Source organism: Sorangium sp. So ce119, assembly GCF_051524405.1.
Taxonomy (GTDB): Bacteria; Myxococcota_A; Polyangia; order Polyangiales; family Polyangiaceae; genus Sorangium; species Sorangium cellulosum_G.
Window position 1 is genome coordinate 2,598,145 of record NZ_CP150310.1, and the last position, 17,709, is coordinate 2,615,853.

The window sequence follows — 17,709 nt, forward strand, 5'->3', positions numbered from 1 at the left end:
TCGCGGCTCGCCAGCGCGGCGTCGCGGCGTCGCGGCTCGCCAGCGCGGCGGCCGTCGGCCGTCGACGAGAGCGGTTCAGTTGGCGAGCTTGTTTTCCTCGCGCGGGCCGAAGATCGCTTCCCAGTTGGAGCGGTAGGTGTCGGTCGCGACCTGCGCGGGGCCCGAGCGCGCCGCCTCGGACCCGCGCTGCGCCGGGAGGAGCACCTCCACGTCGAAGAGCCGGGCGTGCTCGGAGCGCTGCGTCAGCTTCACGAGCTCTCCGGTCAGCGGGCGCCCGTGCTCGGTGGGCCGCAACTCGCCGATCTCGATCCGGTCCTCGCGGCTCCGGATGACCCGGAAGCCCTCTCCCTGCTCGACGGGGCTGTGGATGAAGACGACGTCCTGGGTCGCGGCCGGCGCGGGCGTGTCGTGTTTCTGCGGCGGCTCGTCCTTGCCCATCCCCGAAAGCTTCCCACGTTTGCCCCCTGGCGCGCCAGGCGAAGCGAGCGGTCGATCCACGCCGCGCCCGCGTGTCGCCGGGTGTCTCGCCGCGCCTCGCCGCGCCTCGTCGCCGCCGCGTGGTTCGCCGTGCCGCGCCGCGCGCCGTCGCCCCCGCCGCGCGCTCCAAATTTGGCCAGCGCGGGACTTGAGCCGTACTGACGGCCAGTGGGCCCTCTGCACCGCGGAGGTCCCGCGATCGCGGACGCGGCTTCGCGGCCAAGGCGGAGGAATGGGCGTATGAACGTTCGAGGCGCAGAGGGAGATGGCGTTCGCAAGGCGCCGGAATCCTTGGAGAGAGATCGCGAGTCCGGAGCGGAGCGGCGCGCCGGCGCCGGGCAGCGGGTCCGCATCGAGGCGCTCGTCGCGGTCGGCGAGACGTCGGGCGGCGGCTTCGAGGCCGAGTCGATCGACATGTCCCCGGAGGGGATGCGCCTGCGGACGGCCTACCTGCCGCGGGTCGGAGACGCGCTGATCTGCCGGTTCGACGGGCTCGGCAAGGAGCTGGTCGTCGAGGGCGAGGTCTGCTGGCGCGCCGAGCAGGCCCGCGGCGGCGAGTTCGGCCTCCGTTTCACCGGCCTCGACGCCGAGGCCGAGGAGGCCGTGCGCGCGATGTGCTCGTCGATGGACGCGGGCGCCGCGCCGACGCTCACCGCCGTCGCGGCGCCGGCCGCGATGGAGACGGCGCAGCGGGGCGCGCGCGTGCGGCTCCACATCGACGGCCTGGGCTCGCCCATGAAGGCGCGCGTGCGCGCCGGCGGCCCCGACGACCTCGAGGTCGGATCGAACCTGGAGTTCCTCAAGGTGGGCCGCTCCCTCGAGCTGGAGGAGGTCGAGCAGGGCACGCGCCGCGAGGCGTACATCGACCACGTGAAGGTCGAGGTCGACCCGGCGACGAGCGTGCCGCAGCTCGTCGTCACGCTGCGCTACGAGGCCCCCCGCGCCGCCAGGGCGTCGCGGCCGCGGGCGTCGTCGGAGAGCCTGCCCCCGGCGAGGCCCGCGGCGCTCGAGGCCGGCGCGCCCGCGCGGGCGCCGTCGGCGTCGGTGCCGCCGCAGGGCGAGGGCGCGCCCGCGCGGGCGTCGTCGGCGCCAGCGCCTTCGCGCGACAAGGGCGAGCGCGCCGAGGCCCGGCCGTCCTCGGCGCCGCCGCAGGGCGAGCGCGCCCAGGCGCGGCCGTCGTCGGCGCCAGCGCCTTCGCGCGACAAGGGCGAGCGCGTGCAGGCGGGCGCGGGCGGCGGCGCGGCGGGCGACGACGATCACGACGGCGACATCTCGCCGGCGCCCTCGGCGAGCGAGGCGCGCGCGGCGGACGCGGCGCCGCCCTCGCAGGACGCGGCGCCGGCCTCCGCGGCGGACGCCTCGGAGGAGGCGGGCGCGGCGCCGACGTCCGGCGCGGAGCCGAGCCGGCTGCGCGACGTCGGCGACAAGGCCGCCAGGGCGGGCAGGGCGGTGGCGGGCAAGATCGCGCCCGCGCTCGCCGGCGCCGGGGCGCGCGCGGCCACGGCGATGGCCGGCATGGTGGCGAGGATCAAGGCGCGGCGCGAGGCGCGCGCGGCGGGCGAGGAGGACGGGTCGACGAAGGACGGCCCGCGCCGCAAGACGGCGCCGCCGCCGGCCGGCGCGCTGAAGACCGGCAGGCGCCGGGTGGTGCGCGAGGAGGCCGAGGAGGCGGGGAGCGAGGCGTCGGAGCCGCCGCGCTTCAACAAGAAGGCCGCCGCGGTCGGGAGCTTCCTTGGGCTGGCGGCGGTGCTCGTGGTGTTCGGCGCGGCGCGCCTGATCGGCGGCCTGGGCGGCGGCGACGCGCCGACCGCCGGGGCCCCTGCGTCCGCCGAGGGCGCGCCGGCGCTGCCGGCGTCGTCGGGCGCGCCTGCCCTGCCGGCGGCCGCCGCGCCGGCGGCCGCGCCGGGCGGCGTGCTGACCGCGAACGTCCCGCTGTTCGGCGCGACGCCGCTGTCGACGACCGAGCCGGTGCCGCCGACGCCGCCGGCCGATCCGAGCGCGCTGGCCGGCGACCCGCTCGCGCAGCAGGCCGCGGCGGTCCCTGGCGGTCCCGGCGACGACGATGACGCGGAGGCGGACGACGACGAGCAGGAGAGCCCGCGCGAGTGGGGCCAGGGGACCGTGAGGAACCCCGTCGTGCTCAAGCTGAAGATGGACGGCCCCATCGACGACCTGAACGGCGCCGCCGGCGCGATGGGCTTCACGGTGTCGCTCCCCGATCGGCGCGCGCTGTCCTCGGGCAGCGGCCTCGCCCGCAAGGACAAGCGCATCGCGTCGGTGCGCGTGGTCAACACGCCGCACGGCGCGGAGATCACCCTGCAGTTCAAGGACGGCGTGCCCGCCTACAAGGCGAAGGCGCGCGGCGATCGACTGGAGATCTCGCTGGGCCGCGACGAGCCGAAGAAGGTCGCGTCCAAGTCGAAGTCCAAGAAGGACGACGACAAGAAGAAGAAGGGCGACAAGGGGAGCGACAAGAAGGACAAGGCGCGCTGAGGGCGACGCGCTAGGCGCTCGCGCAGCGCCGCTCGGAGCATCGCTCGCTATCCAGCCGCGGAGCGTTCGAAGGAACGCCTCGCGGCTGTGTCGTTTGCGTCACGGCGCGCGCCCGTGGCGCCCGATGCTCGCGTGCTCGGGATCGTGCCTGTCAGGAGCGAGGCCGCCACATCAAGGCGTGGCCGCGGGCGTCGGGCCTCGATCGTGAGGCTGTCCGTCGGTCGGCTTGCCGGGGGCGTAGGGGTTGAGGTCGTTCGTGTACAGGTCGCGGGCGTTCACCTGACCCGGGCGCAGCTCTCCGTCTCGGATCAGCCAGTCGATCCAGATCTGAAAGTCCCTGTCGTCCAGCACGCCGCCCTTTCCTGCGACGCCGTAGCTGCGCCAGTACTTGAGGATGCTGTCGTCCTCATTGCGGTTCCGCTTGCGGAGGATCGAGGCGAAGCGCGCGAGGACCTCCTCCCGCGGCGTGCTCTGCGTCCAGGCGATCGCCTTCGCCGTGGCCTCGACGAACTTGCGCGTGGCGTTCGGGTGCGCCTCGATGAACCTCGTGCTCATGACGTAGCTCCCGGCGGTGAACGCGCCGAACAGCTCATGATCGGTGGCGATCGCCCGGATGCCGCCGCGCTCGAGGGCCCGGTCGCGGTAGACGTTCCCGAGGATGGCGACCTCGACCTGCTTCTGTCGGAGCGCCTGTTCGCCGTTGACCGGCGGGATGACGACCAGGGTGACCTGCCGCGCCTCCGCGCCGAGCCCGCTGCGGAAGAGGTATTCCTTCGTCATGAACTCGCTGTGGGCGCCGAGCGTGTTCATGGAGATCTTCTTGCCGATGAGGTCCTGCGCCCCGCGGATCGGGCTGTCGTCGAGCACGTAGAACCCGCTCCAGAACTGCTCGTTCACGCCGTACGAGCCGAGGACCGAGCGGAGGGGCGCCTTGGCGGCGATCAGCTTGATGATGGCGCCGTTGAACGCGCTCCCGAAATCCGTGTCGCCGGTGACGACGGCCTGGATGCTCTGCGGGCCGCCGAGCACGTCCCCCACGTGCACCAGGCGGATGGGCGCGAGGTACCCGAGGTCCTCCGCCAGCTCGGGCGGCGACACCGCTCCCGGCGAGCCCTGATACCGGAGCTCCAGCGTCTCGATCTCGCGGCCGTCGTGCCACGCCCGCGCGGGTTCGGCCTTGCTGCAGGCGCCTGCGATGAGGGCGAGGAGCGCCGAGAGGAGCGTCAGCGCGCCCGGCGCGGAACGCCCGCGCGCCGGCGCCTCCGGGGAGCCCTGGAGAGGGGCCGTCTCACCACGAGTCGCTCGTGTCGGCATGATGGTTCTCGTCTCGTTCGAGGGATGGAGGAGCCGGCGCCGCGCCGTGCCGGCGGCCGTGACAGCAACCCATGTGCCGCCGCCCTGCGCTCCGGAATCCCTCCTCGCATCGCGCGCCGGCGCTCGGCTCCAGCGCTCCTTCCGTCGCAGCGCTGCACCGATCCGAGCAGCTCATCGCCCCCGCTGTTGCTCCCGCAGCAGCCCTGTCACACGGGACCGCGGCCTCTCCGAGGGGGCCGCGAGGCCGTAGGCCCTCGGAGGGGGTGTTCGTCGCGCGGTGTGGGGATGGGCCGATGTCTGAGCCTGGAGCCTTGTTCCTCCGGCTCTGCCGGAGGGACAAGGCTCCAGGCGAGTTCGGCGGGGCCCCACACCGCGCGACGAACACCCCCTCCGAGGGCCGGGCCGCTCTAGATGGATCCCCCCGGCCCCACCGGCGGCGGAATCGACCACTCCGCGCTGTCCGACAGCGTGGGCTCCGCCTCCTCCGCCGCGCTCCCGAAGAAATCCGCGACGTCGTGCCGCCGCGCCTCCGCGTCCGCCCGCCCGAGCTCGATGAGCTTCCGCGTGAACGACCCGTCGAACAGGAGGTAGCTCGCGAGATCCGCGTCGTTCTCCGCCCCCACGTCGACCAGCGACAGGAGCCGCCGCATCATCGCCGGCCCGCCCTGCACCTTGCCCGCCTTCACGTGCTCCGCCGCCAGGCGCCCGAGATCCACGCTCGGCCGCACCACCAGCGTCTCCACGCGCCGGTACGGCAGCGCCCCGCGCTGCGCCGCGGCCGCGTTGATCGAGGGCAGGAAATCCGGGCCGAACGCCCGCTCGCCGTCCTCGATCATGTGGTTCACCCGCGTCAGCACCTCGAAATCGGTCTGGATGTGGTCGAGCAGGAACGCGTTCAGCACCTTGCCGAGCACCAGCGCCATCCCCGGCGGCTTGCCGCTGTCGCCCGCGTCGATGCTCCGCACCTCCCGCGACAGCCCGATCGCCAGCACGTGCGTCGCCCCGAGCCGCAGCGCCGGCGCGATCGGCGTGTTCTGCCGCACGCCGCCGTCCATGTACAGATCGCGCCCGATGCGCACCGGCGGGAACAGGATCGGGATCGCCGCCGACGCGAGCGCGTGCGGCGGGCCGATCAGCGCGCCCCGGATGATCGTGCGCGGCGGCGCCGTCGTCGGCAGCGCGCCGTCCGGGCCCGTCTGCATGAAGATCACCGTGCGCCCCGTCCCGATCTCCGTCGCGGACACGCTCACCGCCGACAGGTACCCGTGGCGCAGCGTGCGCGCGATCGCCCGCCACGGGATCTCCCGCTCGACGAGCCGCTGCATCGGCGAGACGTCGAACAGCCCCACGCCCTGCGACCCGCCGCCGAACAGGAGCTTCGGCAGCGAGATCGCCTGCCGCACCCCGAAGCCGAGCACCGTCTCCAGCTTGAGCTGCGTCCAGAGGTTCACGAGCCGCCGGATGCCCAGCGTCGCGTCGTCGAGGTGCGCCGCGAGGTAGCACGCGTTCACCGCGCCGACCGACGTCCCGCACAGGATGTCGATGCGCGGCGGCGCCCCGCGGAGGCGGGCGAACGCGTCGAGCACGTACGACAGCACGCCGACCTCGTAGGCGCCCCGCGCCCCGCCGCCCGAGAGGATCACCGCGACCTTGCGCCGCGGCTTCGTCCCTGTCCTTCCGCCGGTACCCGTCATGCCATCTCCCCGCGGCGGAGCGGGTCGTGCCCCGCCGCCGGACCCTCGGCCTCCGCGGCGAGGATGCGCCGCACCACGGTGCGCTCCAGGAACAGCGCCCGGAGCCGCGCGTCGCGGATGTAGCCCGCCACCTGGCGCACGTGCATCCCGGCGCGGTGGTAGGCGTCCCCCGCGCTCGCCGGCGCCCCCTTCTGCAGCGCCGCGCAGCAGAGGTCGCGCACCTCGATGCCGTACTCGGAGCTGCTCGCCTCGACCGCGCCGAGCGCCGTCCGCGCGAGCAGCACCCCGGTGTGCACCTCGCCCGCGTCCACCCGGGACGCCGCCTCGATCGCCGTCGCGTGGGCGTGGTAGCTCATCAGCCCCTGCGACTCGGCGAGCTGCCGCGCCTCGGACGCGTTCGCGAGCGCCCCCTGGATGTCCCCGCGCGCCCTCGCGAGCAGGCCGCGCACGTTGCGCTCGTGGATCATGTCATAGACGCTGCCGGTCATCGCGATGAGCGCGCTCGCGTCGGCGCAGAGCGCGTGCGCGGCGTCGACGTCGCCCGCCTCGAGCAGGATCCCCGCCGAGCAGAGGAGCGTGTCGGCCCGCGCATCCTGGTCGTCATAGCGCTCGTGCGCCTCCCGCGCCCGCTTCATGTACGCGAGGCTACGCTGCAGATCGCCGAGCTTTGCATACGCGTGGCCGATGTTGCTCAGCGTCTTCGCGATCTGGAACCGCCCCCCGATCGCGAGATCGATGGAGATCGACGAGAGCCCGACCGCGATCGCGTCCTCGAAGCGCTCCAGCACGAACATCGCCACCGCGAGCGAGTTCTTCGCGCGCGCCTCGCTGCGCCGCGCCCCCACCGCGCGGAACACCGCGATCGCCTCGGCGTAGGCCTCCACCGCCTCCTGCACGCGGCCGACCCGGCGCAGCAGCACCCCCTTCGTGCGCAGCACCTCCGCGCGCGCCCGCGGCGTCAGCCCGCCCGTGTGCGTCACGCGCAGCGCCCGGTCGGCCGCGCTGATGGCGCCCTGGACGTCGCCGAGCTCGCGCAGCACCTCGGACAGGATCGTCAGCGCCTCGACCTCGAGCGCGGGGCGGCGCGCGATGCGCGCGATCTCGGCGGCGCGCTGGGCCACCGGCAGGCCGCGCGCGAGGTGGCCGTCGTCGAGGTCGAGCCGCGCCGTGCGCACGAGCGCGAGCGCCGCCCAGCGCGCCTGCCCGCTCTCCTTCGCGAGCTGGCGCAGCGACGCGAGGTGCTTGCGCCGCTCGCGGCGGCGGCCGAGGTGGCGGAAGATCGCCTCCAGCGCCTCGTGCGCGATCATCCGGCGGGTGTCGCCGGTCGGCAGCAGCGACAGCGCCCGCTCGTAGTACCGGCGCGAGAGCTGCGCCTGGTGCCCCGCGCGCGCGGCCCGCGCCGCGTCGAGGTAGAGCTCGGCCGCCGGCCCGGGCGCCTCGCCGCGCGCGAGGTGCTGCGCCACGATCGCGGCCGAGAGCCCCTGCGCCAGCGGCGTCGTCGACAGGTGCTCGCCGAGCCGCCGGTGCATGCGCACGCGGCTCGAGCTGTCGAGCGCGAGGTAGGCGACGTCGCGCACGAGCGGGTGCCGGAAGTCCACCGCCCCGGCGCGGCGATCGCACAGGCCGCGCGCGCAGAGGCGCGTCACCGCCTCGTCGTCCGCGAGCCGGGTCAGGTTCAGGATGTCGTCCTTGAGCAGCGGGCCCCCGGCGACCGCGAGCCAGTTCACGACGTCGTGCTCCGCGGGCGGCAGCTCGCGCAGGCGGTCGCCGATGAGCTGCTCCAGCGTCGACGGGAGCGGCTCGCCGCGGTCGCCGGTCCGGTCGTGGCGGACGAGCTCGTGCCGCCCGCCCGGGTGCTCGACGATCTCGAGCGTGCCCCGCTCCAGCAGCGCGTCGACCATCTCGAGCAGGAAGAACGGGTTGCCGGCGACGCGGGGCACGAGCTCGCCGCAGACGGCGGCCACGCCCTCGCGCACGCCGAGGCGGGCCTCCACGAGGCGCATCTGCTCCTCGGCGCTGAGCCCGCGGAGCTCGATCCGCACGAGCCCCTCGATGAACGGGGTCACGCGCTCCTCGGGGCGGGTGAGGAGCAGGACGAGGACCGGGAGCCGCTCCGAGCGCTGCTTCAAGAGCTCCGAGATGAGCTCCAGGCTCGGCCGATCGGCCCACTGGAGGCCGTCGATGACCACGACGAGCGGCTGGTGGCGCGCCAGCGAGCCGAGCAGGTACTTCACCCCGCGCGCCACCATGTCGCGGCCGTAGGCGGTCGCGTCCTCCTCGGGGTGCTCGACCTGCTTGCCCGTGACGAGCTCGGCGAGGCGCGTGACGAGGCGCGCCCCGAGCGGCGAGCGCGCGATCGGCCCGAGCAGCGCGCGGATGACGTGCGCCGCGTCGTCGATCGCGTGGTCGAGCCCCATCCCGGTCACGTCGCGGAGCACGTCGCACACCGTGGCGAGCGGCAGCTCGCTCTTCACCGGCGAGCACTCGACGTGCAGCACGCGCGCCTCGCCCGGCAGCTCCGAGAGGAACGTCGAGATGAGCGCGCTCTTGCCGATGCCCATCTCGCCGACGATGACGCGCGCCACCGACGTGCCGCGGAGCGCGCCGCCCAGCGGGCTGGGCGGCTTGCCCGACATGCTCGGCGGCGGGTCGCTCTCGCCGAAGCGCGGCGGGGGCTGCGTGGGCTCACTGAGCGCCTTCACGGGCGGCGAGACCGCCTTGTGGTAGGCCGCGTGCAGGTCGGCGCGCTCGGCGTCGCGCCCCACGAGATCGTTCGGCGAGAGCGCGATCTCGGCCATGCGCTCCTCGCGCGTCAGCGGGCGCTGCAGCGCGTAGAGCCGCATCTGGTGCGGGACCGGGTAGGCCTGCGCGTCGTCGAGGTCGAGCGACGGCGCGTCGCCCCAGCGGAAGTCGCGCCGGACGAGGCGGTAGACGCCGCCCGCGACCCACGTCTTGCCGAACGGGGTGCGGCTGCCGAGGCGCTCGGCGAGGAAGTTCGCGGGCTCCTTGAGCGCGTGGTTGATGAGGTGCCCCTGCTCGTCGCGCTCGCCGTACGCGATGCCGCGGACGATGCCGATCGCGGCGCGCAGCTCGACGGGCAGGTCCTCCGACGCGCCCGCGAGCGCCTCGTGCACGTCGACCGCGAGCGACGCGGCGTCGGCCGCGGCGCGCGACGGGTTGGCGAGCAGGCCGACAACGGCGCGCGCGCTCGCGTGCGACTCCCACGACCAGATCGCCCCGTGCTTGAAGGCGATCGCGTCGAGCGTCGTGCGGATCGAGCGCCCGCTGCGCCTGCCCGCGAGCCGCCCCTGCGCCCCGAGCAGCGCGTCGACGCCCTCGATGCGCATCGTCACCACGGCCACGTGGCGCACCTCGCGCACGACGCGCGGCGCGCCGGTGCCCTCGACGTCGCCGCCCGTGCGCGCGGCCGGCACCGCCGCGAGCGTCTGCGGCTGCGCCTCGGAGCCCGCGTCCTGCTCCTCTTCCTTGGCGCCCCCGGCGGCGTGCGCGCGCGCCTCCTGCTCGCGCTCGCGGCCGAGCAGGTGGCCCACGGTCTGCTCGACCGAGGCGTTGTCGACGAGCTCCTGCTTCGCGAGCAGCACGCGCGCGATCGCCCCCGCGAGGTCGCGCGCCGTCTGGAAGCGGTCCTCGGGCGCGCCCGCCATGGCGCGCATCACGATCGCCTCGAGCTCCGCGGGGATGTCGGGCGCGTGCGCGGACGGGGGCTCGAAGAGGCCCTCCTTGACGGCCTGGAGCAGCGCCTCGTCGTCGAGCTTGCCGTACGGCGAGCGCATGGCGAGCAGCTCGTAGAGCACGACGCCGAGCGCGTAGATGTCGCTCCGCCGGTCGACGCGCTCGCCGCGCGCCTGCTCGGGCGACATGTACCCGAACTTGCCCTTCAGCACGCCGGGCTCCTCGCGGAAGAGGTTCGCGCTGGCGATGCCGAAGTCGGCGATCTTCACGACCCCCTCGAACGAGATCAGGATGTTCTGCGGCGAGACGTCGCGGTGGACGATCGCGAGCGGCATGCCGCCCTCGTCCTTGCGCTCGTGGGCGTAGTGCAGCCCCTTGGCCGCCTCGGACATGATGAACGCCGACACGAGCGGCGGGATCCGCGACTCCTTCTGCTGGGCGGCCCGCATCAGCTTGCCGAGGTCGAAGCCCTCGACGTACTCCATCGAGAGGAGCAGCCCGTCCTCGCCGTGGTCGGAGAACTCGTAGACCTGGACGATGTTCGGGTGGTTCAGGCGCGTCGCGAGGTGCGCCTCCTCGACGAACATCGCGCGGAAGCGCCGCGACGACCCGTGCGCGGGGAGGATCCGCTTGACGACGAGGAGCTTGTACGTCCCCTCGGCGCCGCGCTTCTTGGCGAGGAAGACCTCCGCCATGCCGCCAGCGCCGAGGCGGCGCTGGATCTCTAGGTCGGCGAGCTGGGACGGGGGCTTGGCCATGCAGCGAAGCGGCGCGCGGGCGCCGCGGCTGGGAGGCGCCGGGCGCGGTGGATCAGGGTGACCGAGGAGGTGAAGGACCGCGCGCGGTCCCCCGATCCGTGGGAGGACTACGGGTTCACCCGCATGGTAGCGTCCCGCCCGCGTCTTCGGGGAGACAACCATGGTGGAAAGGCGAATCTTTCTGGGCGGGTCGGGGATCCGCACCGGGGGTGAGCCTGTCTGGGCGCCGCGCCGCCACGGTCGCGCCGCCGTCCACCACCGGCCCTGAGTTTTCGCTTGCAAGGCGCCCCGGCGCGGCGCTTGCAGACGTGCAAACGCCTGCCTGCTGCCGCCGCCGAGCGCCGCGGGCTGCTGCCCCAGAGACACCCGCTGCTGCCCGAGAGGCACCGACTGCTGCCCGGGAGACAAAACCGATTGCCGGGAAAGCTGTCGTCTGTTAAAACGGATGCCGCGTCTGTGATGTGAGACGCCGGGCGTCCGACCCTGGGCCACTGGCACCTTCGGTGGTGGGGTCGCGTGCGTGCTTGCGTGCGCGCGCGCCTGAAAAACAAGAGGACTCGTAATGGACATTCGCGTGACAGAGGCGGACGTCGTCGTCGTGGGCGGCGGCAGCGCAGGCTCCACCGCGGCGGTGGAGGCGCAACAGCGGTTGCCTCGGGGGAGGGTCGTCCTCCTCGAGAAGGCGCATATCAAGCGGAGCGGCGCGATCGCGATCGGCATGGATGGCCTGAACAACGCGATCATCCCCGGTCACTCGACGCCGGAGCAGTACGTGAAGGAGATCACGGTGGCCAACGATGGCATCGTGAACCAGCGCGCCATCTACGAATATGCGCGGAACAGCTTCGCGATGATCCAGGAGCTCGACTCGTGGGGCGTGAAGTTCCAGAAGACGCGCTCGGGCGATTTCGACGTCAAGAAGGTCCACCACAACGGGAGCTACGTGCTCCCGATGCCGGAGGGCTACGATCTCAAGAAGATCCTCACCCGCATGGTCAAGCGCGCCGGGGTGCGCGTCGTCAACCGCGTCATGGCGACGCGGATCCTCGTGTCGGACGGGCAGGTCGCCGGGGTGATGGGCTTCGACACGCGGGAGGGCCACATCGAGGTGATCAAGGCGCGGGCGGTGATCCTCTGCTGCGGCGCCTCCGGGCGGCTCGGGCTGCCGGCGTCAGGCTATCTCCACGGGACGTACGAGAACCCCTCGAACGCCGGAGACGGCTACTCGATGGCGTACCACGCGGGCGCCGAGCTCACCGGCATCGAGTGCTTCCAGATCAACCCGCTGATCAAGGACTACAACGGTCCGGCGTGCGCCTACGTGACCGGCCCGCTCGGCGGACACACGGTCAACGCGAAGGGGCACCGCTTCATCGAGAGCGATTACTGGAGCGGGCAGATGATGCTCGAGTTCTACCGGGAGCTCCACTCCGCGAACGGCCCTGTGTACCTGAAGCTCACCCACCTCGCGCAGGAGACGATCACCGAGGTCGAGCGGGTCCTCCACCAGACGGAGCGCCCGAGCCGCGGGCGCTTCCACGAGGGGAGGGGGCACAGCTACGCGAACGATCTCGTCGAGATGCACATCTCCGAGATCGGCCTGTGCAGCGGGCACAGCGCGTCGGGGGTGTGGGTCAACGAGAGGGGCGAGACCACCGTGCCCGGGCTCTACGCCGCCGGCGACATGGCGTGCGTGCCGCACAACTACCTGCTCGGCGCGCTCACCTACGGGAAGATCTGCGCCCAGAACGCGCTCGATTACCTCGATCGCACGCCCGCGATCGAGCCGCTCGCCTCCGCGGTCGACGCCGAGCGAGAGCGCATCCTCGCCCCGCTGTCCCGCAAGAGCGGGGTGGCGCCTCACCAGTACGAATACAAGGTGCGTCGCCTCGTGAACGATTACCTCCAGCCGCCCAAGACCGGCAACCGGATGACGCTCGGGCTCGAGTACTTCCTGCGGGCGAAGGACGAGCTCGAGGAGGTCACCGCCGCGAGCCCGCACGAGCTCATGCGGGTGATGGAGTGCCATTTCATCCGCGACTGCGCGGAGATGGCCGCGCGCGCCTCGCTGTTCAGGACCGAGAGCCGCTGGGGCCTCTACCACTATCGGCTCGACTTCCCCGAGATGGACGATCGCCGCTGGTTCGCGCACGTGAACCTGAAGAAGGACGAGGGCGGCGAGATGGTCGCATTCAAGCGCCCGGTGGAGCCCTATCTCTTCCCGATCGACGACGGCGAGCGCAAGACATACCAGCAGCTGCGCATCCCCGCCGAGGAGCAGCGCGCGTCGCTCTGACGCGCCGAGAGGTCAATCCATGGGTCACCTTCCCAACAGAGAGTCCGTCAAGGCCCAGCGCGCGCGGACCGCGGGCAACGCCGAGGCCGTCGTCCGGTTCGATCTGCCGGTCGTGGTCGACGAGGCGTCCTGCATCAAGGGCTGCCGCATCTGCATCGACTCGTGCCCTGTCGACTGCATCGCCGTGAACCCGGAGACGGGCAAGGCGCACATGGCCTACGACGAGTGCTGGTATTGCCTCGCGTGCGAGATCGATTGCCCCAAAGAGGCCATCACCGTGAAGATCCCCTTTCTCATTCGTTGATGACGGAGCCGGAGACGACATGACCCATCCGTCCCTTGCGCAGGAGCTGGAGAGCGTCCTGCGCGATCCCGACCCCGGCGCGCGCCAGCTCGCGCTGACCCAGCTCGAGGACCTCTCGGATCCGGAGATCGTGCGCCCGCTCATCGAGGCCGTCCGCGACGAGGACCCCACCGTGCGCGCCCTCGCGCTCGGGCACCTCGAGGACCTCGGCGACCCCCGCGCGGTGCCGGCCGTCATCAGGGCGCTCGAGGACGAGGAGACCCACGTGCGCGAGGCGGCCGCCGCGGCGCTCCGCGAGTTCCGCGGGGCCGACGCCGCCACCCACCTGATTGACGCAATGCGTCATGGGCCGCCGTTCGCGCGGGTCTCGGTCATCGTGGCGCTCCGCGAGCTCCGCGATCCGCGGGCGCTCGCGCCCCTCGAGGGCGCGCTCGAGGACCCCGCGCCCGAGGTGCGGCGCGAGGCGGTCCTCACCCTGGCCTACCTGCGGCGGCCCGAGGCGGCGCCCGCGCTCCGGGCGCGCCTGCGGGATCCCGACGCGCAGGTGCGGCAGGTCGCCGTCGGCGCGATCGACGCGCTCGATCCGGCCGGCGCCCCCGCGCTCGTCCAGGATTTCATCGCGCTGCTCTCGGACCCCGACTGGCGGGTCCGCGTCGAGGCCGCCATCGTGCTCGGCCGCTCGGGGCACGGCCTCGCCGTGCCGCACCTCAGGAGCGCGCTCGACGACGGCGCCTGGCAGGTCCGGAAGGAGTCGGCGCTCGCGCTCGGGCGGCTCCGGGCCGCGCCGGCCGTGCCGGACCTGGTCCGGCTGCTCGGGAGCGACCTCCCGGATCTCCGCCGCGCCGCCGCCCAGGCGCTCGGCGAGCTCAAGGCGGCGGTCGCCGAGGCGCCGCTGCACCGGCTGCTCGGCGACACCGACGTCGAGGTGCGCAAGGCGGCGACCCGCGCGCTCGACGCCATCCGGGCGGTCGCCGGACGACATGAGACCTTCGCGAGGGACTGAATCGATGATCCACGGTATTCGCGCGCTCCTGCTCCTCGCGGCGGTCCTCGTCGGCCTGTCGTGCAAGCCGGACGCGAAGCAGACGATCCGCATCGCCATCGGGACGCAGGACACGACCATCAACTGCGCGACCGGCGGGCTCCTGATCCGGGAGCTCAAGCTGCTCGAGAAGCACCTGCCGAGGGACGGCAAATACAAGGACGTCACCTACGAGATCGAGTGGAAGGACTTCACCTCCGGGCCGCCGCTGACGACCGAGATGGTGGCCGAGAAGCTCGACATCGGCGCGATGGCCGATTTCCCCGGCGTGCTGAACGGCGTGGCGCACCAGAAGCAGGGCAGCCGCAGCCTCTACATCGCCACGCTCTCCGGCAGCGCGCTGGGCAGCGGCAACGGCGTGGTCGTGCCGATCGACTCGCCGGCGCAGGGCCTGAAGGACCTCAAGGGCAAGCAGATCTCCGTCCCGTTCGGCTCGTCCGCGCACGGCATGCTGCTCCGGGCGATCCGCGATCTCGGCTGGGATCCGGACAGGGACGTCACGCTCGTCTCGCAGTCGCCCGAGGTCGGCGGCTCCTCGCTCAAGGCGGGGAAGATCGACGCGCACGCCGACTTCGTCCCCTTCGCGGAGCTGTTCCCGTTCCGCGGCTTCGCCCGGAAGATCTACGACGGATCCAGCGTGAAGGTGCCGACCGCGCACGGCGTGCTCGTGCGCGCGGCCTACGCCGAGAAGCACCCGGAGATCGTCGTGGCGTTCCTCAAGGCGGCGCTCGAGGCGGACCGCCTGTTCGCGGAGGAGCCCGAGAAGCACAGCGAGCTCATCGAGAAGGTGACCGGCGTGGACGCGGAGGTCGCCTACATGTTCCACGGCCCGCTCGGCATCCAGACGCGCGACTTCACGATCAAGCCCGAGGTCCGCCGCGCCCTCCAGGTCGCCGTGGACACGCTCACGCTGCTCAAGCGCACGGACACGACCCTCGACGTGGGCCAGTTCGTCGACGACCGCTTCATCCGGCGCGCGGCCGAGGAGCTCGGGCTCGACTACGAGGCGCGGCTCGCGAGCTACGCGAAGCTCCCGCTGACCGGCGGCGACGCCGCGTCCGGCGAGCCGATCGCCGAGCCGACGCTCGCCGCGCAGATCTGGGTCGCGGGCGAGCCGAAGGTGCGCGCGTACCGGAGCCCGGCCTCCGCGCTCGCCGCGCTCGCGCAGCTCACGGCCGAGGGCAAGGAGATCCGCGTCGTCTTCGTCCACGATCGCGAGAGCGGGGTGAAGCTCCTGGCCGATCGCGCGTGGTACGCGCGGCGCCCCGACGGGAGCGTCTCCGCGTTCCTGGCGAAGGAGGACGCCGCGCGGTGGGCCGCCGAGAACGCCGCGGCGGTCGTCGACTTCGCGACCTTGCGGGGCGAGGCCGCGAAGCTCACGGCGGTGGCGCCGTGACGATGATCTCCGAGCACACAGCGCCGCCCCGGGTGGGCCTCGGCGGCCGCGCGGGCTTCGCGCCGCCCCGGGGGACCGCGGCCCCGCGGAGCGCGCCTCCGGCGGCGGCGGGCGCGCTCCAGCAGGCGAAGCGCCCGCGGCTCCACCTGCGCCGCGCGTGGCTGCGCGCCCTGTCCGTGGCCGCGTGCGTCGCCCTCTGGCAGTGGGCGTCCGCGTCGCGCGCGGATCTCGGCGTCGTCACGTTCACCAACGTGCCCGCGCCGACCGAGATCCTCGTCGCGGCGCGGGACCTCCTCGGCTCGCCGAAGCTCTGGCTGCACCTCTGGAGCAGCGTGCTCCGCGTGCTCGCCGGCTTCGCGGCCGCGGGCGTCACGGGCGTCGCGCTCGGGCTCGTCATCGGCAGGTCGCGGCTCGCCGAGGACACCCTCCTGCCGCCGCTCGAGGTCCTGCGCCCCATCCCCGGCGTCGCCTGGCTCCCGCTCGCGATCCTGATGTTCCCGTCGGCCGAGCTGAGCATGATCTTCATCACGTACATCGGCGCGCTGTTCCCGATCCTGCTCGCGACGATCCACGGCGTGGGCGCCCTCGACCCGCGGCTCATCGCGAGCTCCCGCAGCCTCGGCGCGCGCCCGTTCCGCCTCTTCCTCGAGGTCGTCCTGCCGGGCGCGCTGCCCAGCATCATCACCGGGATGAGCATCGGCATGGGCACGTCCTGGTTCTGCCTCGTGACCGCCGAGATGATCGGCGGCCAGTACGGCATCGGCTACTTCACCTGGGAGTCCTACAACCTGCAGCGCTACCCGGACATCGTCCTCGGCATGCTGCTCATCGGCCTCCTCGGCATGCTGAGCAGCGCGCTGGTCAAGCGGGCCGGCGTCTGGCTCACCCCCTGGCACCGACCCGAGGAGAACGCACGATGACGCCCGCAGCGCGCCCCGGGATCCCCGGGGGTACCGTGGAGATCCGCGGCCTGTCCGTCGCCCTCGGGGCGGGCCCCCGCCGCGTCGAGGCGGTGCGGGATCTCGATCTGACCGTCGAGGGCGGCGAGCTCGTGAGCCTGCTCGGCCCGTCCGGGTGCGGCAAGTCGACGATCCTGAACGCCGTCGCCGGGTACGTGACGCCGGAGCGCGGCAGCATCGTCGTCGGCGGCGAGCGGGTCGAGGAGCCCGGGCCGGAGCGCGGCATGGTGTTCCAGCAGTGCTCGTTGCTCCCCTGGAAGACGGTGCTGAACAACGTCGGCTTCGGCCTCAAGATGCGCGGCGTCCCGGCCCGCGAGCGCGCGGAGGCGTCCCGGCGCCTGCTCGACCTCGTGGGGCTCTCCGGGTTCGAGGACGCGTACCCGTCGCAGCTCTCGGGCGGCATGCAGCAGCGGGTCGAGATCGCGCGCGTCCTGATCAACGAGCCGCGGGTCGTGCTGATGGACGAGCCGTTCAGCGCGCTGGACGCCCAGACCAGGCTCTCGATGCACGAGCTGCTCCTCGACGTGTTCCGCCAGGTGCGCACCACGGTGCTGTTCGTCACGCACGACATCGACGAGGCCATCTTCCTGTCCGACCGCATCGCCCTCATGACCCGCCGCCCCTGCCGCGTCGGCGCCGAGATCGCGGTGCCGTTCGGGAGGCCGCGGAGCGCCGCGATCGTGGGCTCGAGCGAGTTCGCCGCGATCAAGCGGCGGTGCCTCGAGGCGCTGAGCGATGAGCGCGCGATCACCACGACGCCCGCGGCGCGTGAGCGGGATCGCGTATCCGCTTGATGTTCCATGCGCTTTTCCTTACTACCGAGCCGAGAGGAGTGATCCCCATGCTCAAGAGATTCCTGCGGGTGACCGACTTGCCGCCCCCGGCCTCGGCCGCGCTGCTCGCGCTTCGCGTCGTCACCGGCATCGCCTTCATCTTTCACGGCTGGGGGAAGATCCAGAACCCCTTCGGCTGGATGGGGCCCGACGCCCCCGTTCCGGGGTTCTTGCAGGCGCTCGCCGCGCTCTCCGAGGTCGGCGGCGGCCTCGCCTGGATCCTCGGCCTCCTCACGCCGCTCGCGTCGCTCGGCATCGCCGCCACCATGGCCGTCGCGGTCCTCTCGCACGTGACGCGGGGCGACCCGTTCTTCGCGATGGGCAGCGGCTCGTACGAGGTGGCGGCGGTCTACCTCTGCATCGCCCTCGTGCTGCTCCTCGTCGGCCCGGGGCGGTTCTCCGCCGACGCGGCGATCTTCGGGCGAAAGAGCTGAGCTGAGCGCCCGCGCG

12 protein-coding genes are annotated in these 17,709 nt (G+C 73.1%); 8 read left to right on the forward strand and 4 right to left on the reverse strand.

Features of this window, described 5'->3' with window-relative positions:
• Nucleotides 1-75: 75 nt before the first annotated feature.
• Nucleotides 76-438, reverse strand: coding sequence for a hypothetical protein (locus WME76_RS10000; protein ID WP_437959928.1), 363 nt, complete (start codon nt 436-438; stop codon nt 76-78).
• 330 nt (nt 439-768) lie between these two features.
• Between WME76_RS10000 and WME76_RS10005 the strand changes: the two genes are divergently transcribed.
• Nucleotides 769-2,970 (forward strand): PilZ domain-containing protein, encoded by a 2,202-nt coding sequence (locus tag WME76_RS10005; protein WP_437959929.1) that lies wholly within the window; start codon nt 769-771, stop codon nt 2,968-2,970.
• A 171-nt stretch (nt 2,971-3,141) separates the two neighbouring features.
• Here the strand turns inward: WME76_RS10005 and WME76_RS10010 are convergent, their stop codons facing one another.
• The 3 genes from WME76_RS10010 to WME76_RS10020 form a co-directional block, all read right to left on the reverse strand.
• Entirely contained in the window at nt 3,142-4,284 is a 1,143-nt protein-coding gene (locus WME76_RS10010) for an ABC transporter substrate-binding protein (protein ID WP_437959930.1), read from the reverse strand.
• Between the two features lie 407 nt (nt 4,285-4,691).
• Nucleotides 4,692-5,978, reverse strand: a complete 1,287-nt coding sequence (locus tag WME76_RS10015) for a patatin-like phospholipase family protein (RefSeq protein WP_437290591.1) — start codon at nt 5,976-5,978, stop codon at nt 4,692-4,694.
• Entirely contained in the window at nt 5,975-10,429 is a 4,455-nt protein-coding gene (locus tag WME76_RS10020; RefSeq protein WP_437959931.1) for a serine/threonine-protein kinase, read from the reverse strand. The genes WME76_RS10015 and WME76_RS10020 overlap by 4 nt, the downstream gene beginning before the upstream one ends.
• A 562-nt stretch (nt 10,430-10,991) precedes the next feature.
• Here WME76_RS10020 and WME76_RS10025 point away from each other — a divergent pair.
• From WME76_RS10025 to WME76_RS10055, 7 genes are read left to right on the forward strand one after another with little or no spacing between them, the layout of a single operon-like run.
• Complete coding sequence (locus WME76_RS10025; RefSeq protein WP_437959932.1) at nt 10,992-12,725, forward strand: fumarate reductase/succinate dehydrogenase flavoprotein subunit; 1,734 nt, start codon at nt 10,992-10,994, stop codon at nt 12,723-12,725.
• A 19-nt stretch (nt 12,726-12,744) separates the two neighbouring features.
• Nucleotides 12,745-13,029 (forward strand): 4Fe-4S dicluster domain-containing protein, encoded by a 285-nt coding sequence (locus WME76_RS10030; protein ID WP_433935921.1) that lies wholly within the window; start codon nt 12,745-12,747, stop codon nt 13,027-13,029.
• Between the two features lie 19 nt (nt 13,030-13,048).
• Nucleotides 13,049-14,032: a HEAT repeat domain-containing protein gene (locus tag WME76_RS10035; protein ID WP_437959933.1), complete on the forward strand. Its 984-nt coding sequence runs from the start codon at nt 13,049-13,051 to the stop codon at nt 14,030-14,032.
• Between the two features lie 4 nt (nt 14,033-14,036).
• On the forward strand, nt 14,037-15,467 hold the full coding sequence (locus WME76_RS10040; protein WP_437959934.1) for an ABC transporter substrate-binding protein: 1,431 nt from the start codon (nt 14,037-14,039) through the stop codon (nt 15,465-15,467).
• Complete coding sequence (locus tag WME76_RS10045; protein ID WP_437959935.1) at nt 15,464-16,387, forward strand: ABC transporter permease; 924 nt, start codon at nt 15,464-15,466, stop codon at nt 16,385-16,387. The genes WME76_RS10040 and WME76_RS10045 overlap by 4 nt, the downstream gene beginning before the upstream one ends.
• On the forward strand, nt 16,384-17,220 hold the full coding sequence (locus WME76_RS10050) for an ABC transporter ATP-binding protein (RefSeq protein ID WP_437959936.1): 837 nt from the start codon (nt 16,384-16,386) through the stop codon (nt 17,218-17,220). The genes WME76_RS10045 and WME76_RS10050 overlap by 4 nt, the downstream gene beginning before the upstream one ends.
• Nucleotides 17,221-17,267: 47 nt before the next feature.
• Nucleotides 17,268-17,693 (forward strand): DoxX family protein, encoded by a 426-nt coding sequence (locus WME76_RS10055; protein ID WP_437959937.1) that lies wholly within the window; start codon nt 17,268-17,270, stop codon nt 17,691-17,693.
• Nucleotides 17,694-17,709 lie beyond the last annotated feature (16 nt).

What these genes read in the sequence shown, in the direction of transcription:
- WME76_RS10030 (WP_433935921.1), top strand. Translation starts at nt 12,745, where the DNA reads ATGGGTCACCTTCCCAACAGAGAGTCCGTCAAGGCCCAGCGCGCGCGG.
- WME76_RS10055 (WP_437959937.1), top strand. Translation starts at nt 17,268, where the DNA reads ATGCTCAAGAGATTCCTGCGGGTGACCGACTTGCCGCCCCCGGCCTCG.
- WME76_RS10025 (WP_437959932.1), top strand. Translation starts at nt 10,992, where the DNA reads ATGGACATTCGCGTGACAGAGGCGGACGTCGTCGTCGTGGGCGGCGGC.
- WME76_RS10000 (WP_437959928.1), bottom strand. Translation starts at nt 438, where the DNA reads ATGGGCAAGGACGAGCCGCCGCAGAAACACGACACGCCCGCGCCGGCC.
- WME76_RS10020 (WP_437959931.1), bottom strand. Translation starts at nt 10,429, where the DNA reads ATGGCCAAGCCCCCGTCCCAGCTCGCCGACCTAGAGATCCAGCGCCGC.
- WME76_RS10050 (WP_437959936.1), top strand. Translation starts at nt 16,384, where the DNA reads ATGACGCCCGCAGCGCGCCCCGGGATCCCCGGGGGTACCGTGGAGATC.
- WME76_RS10035 (WP_437959933.1), top strand. Translation starts at nt 13,049, where the DNA reads ATGACCCATCCGTCCCTTGCGCAGGAGCTGGAGAGCGTCCTGCGCGAT.
- WME76_RS10040 (WP_437959934.1), top strand. Translation starts at nt 14,037, where the DNA reads ATGATCCACGGTATTCGCGCGCTCCTGCTCCTCGCGGCGGTCCTCGTC.
- WME76_RS10010 (WP_437959930.1), bottom strand. Translation starts at nt 4,284, where the DNA reads ATGCCGACACGAGCGACTCGTGGTGAGACGGCCCCTCTCCAGGGCTCC.
- WME76_RS10015 (WP_437290591.1), bottom strand. Translation starts at nt 5,978, where the DNA reads ATGACGGGTACCGGCGGAAGGACAGGGACGAAGCCGCGGCGCAAGGTC.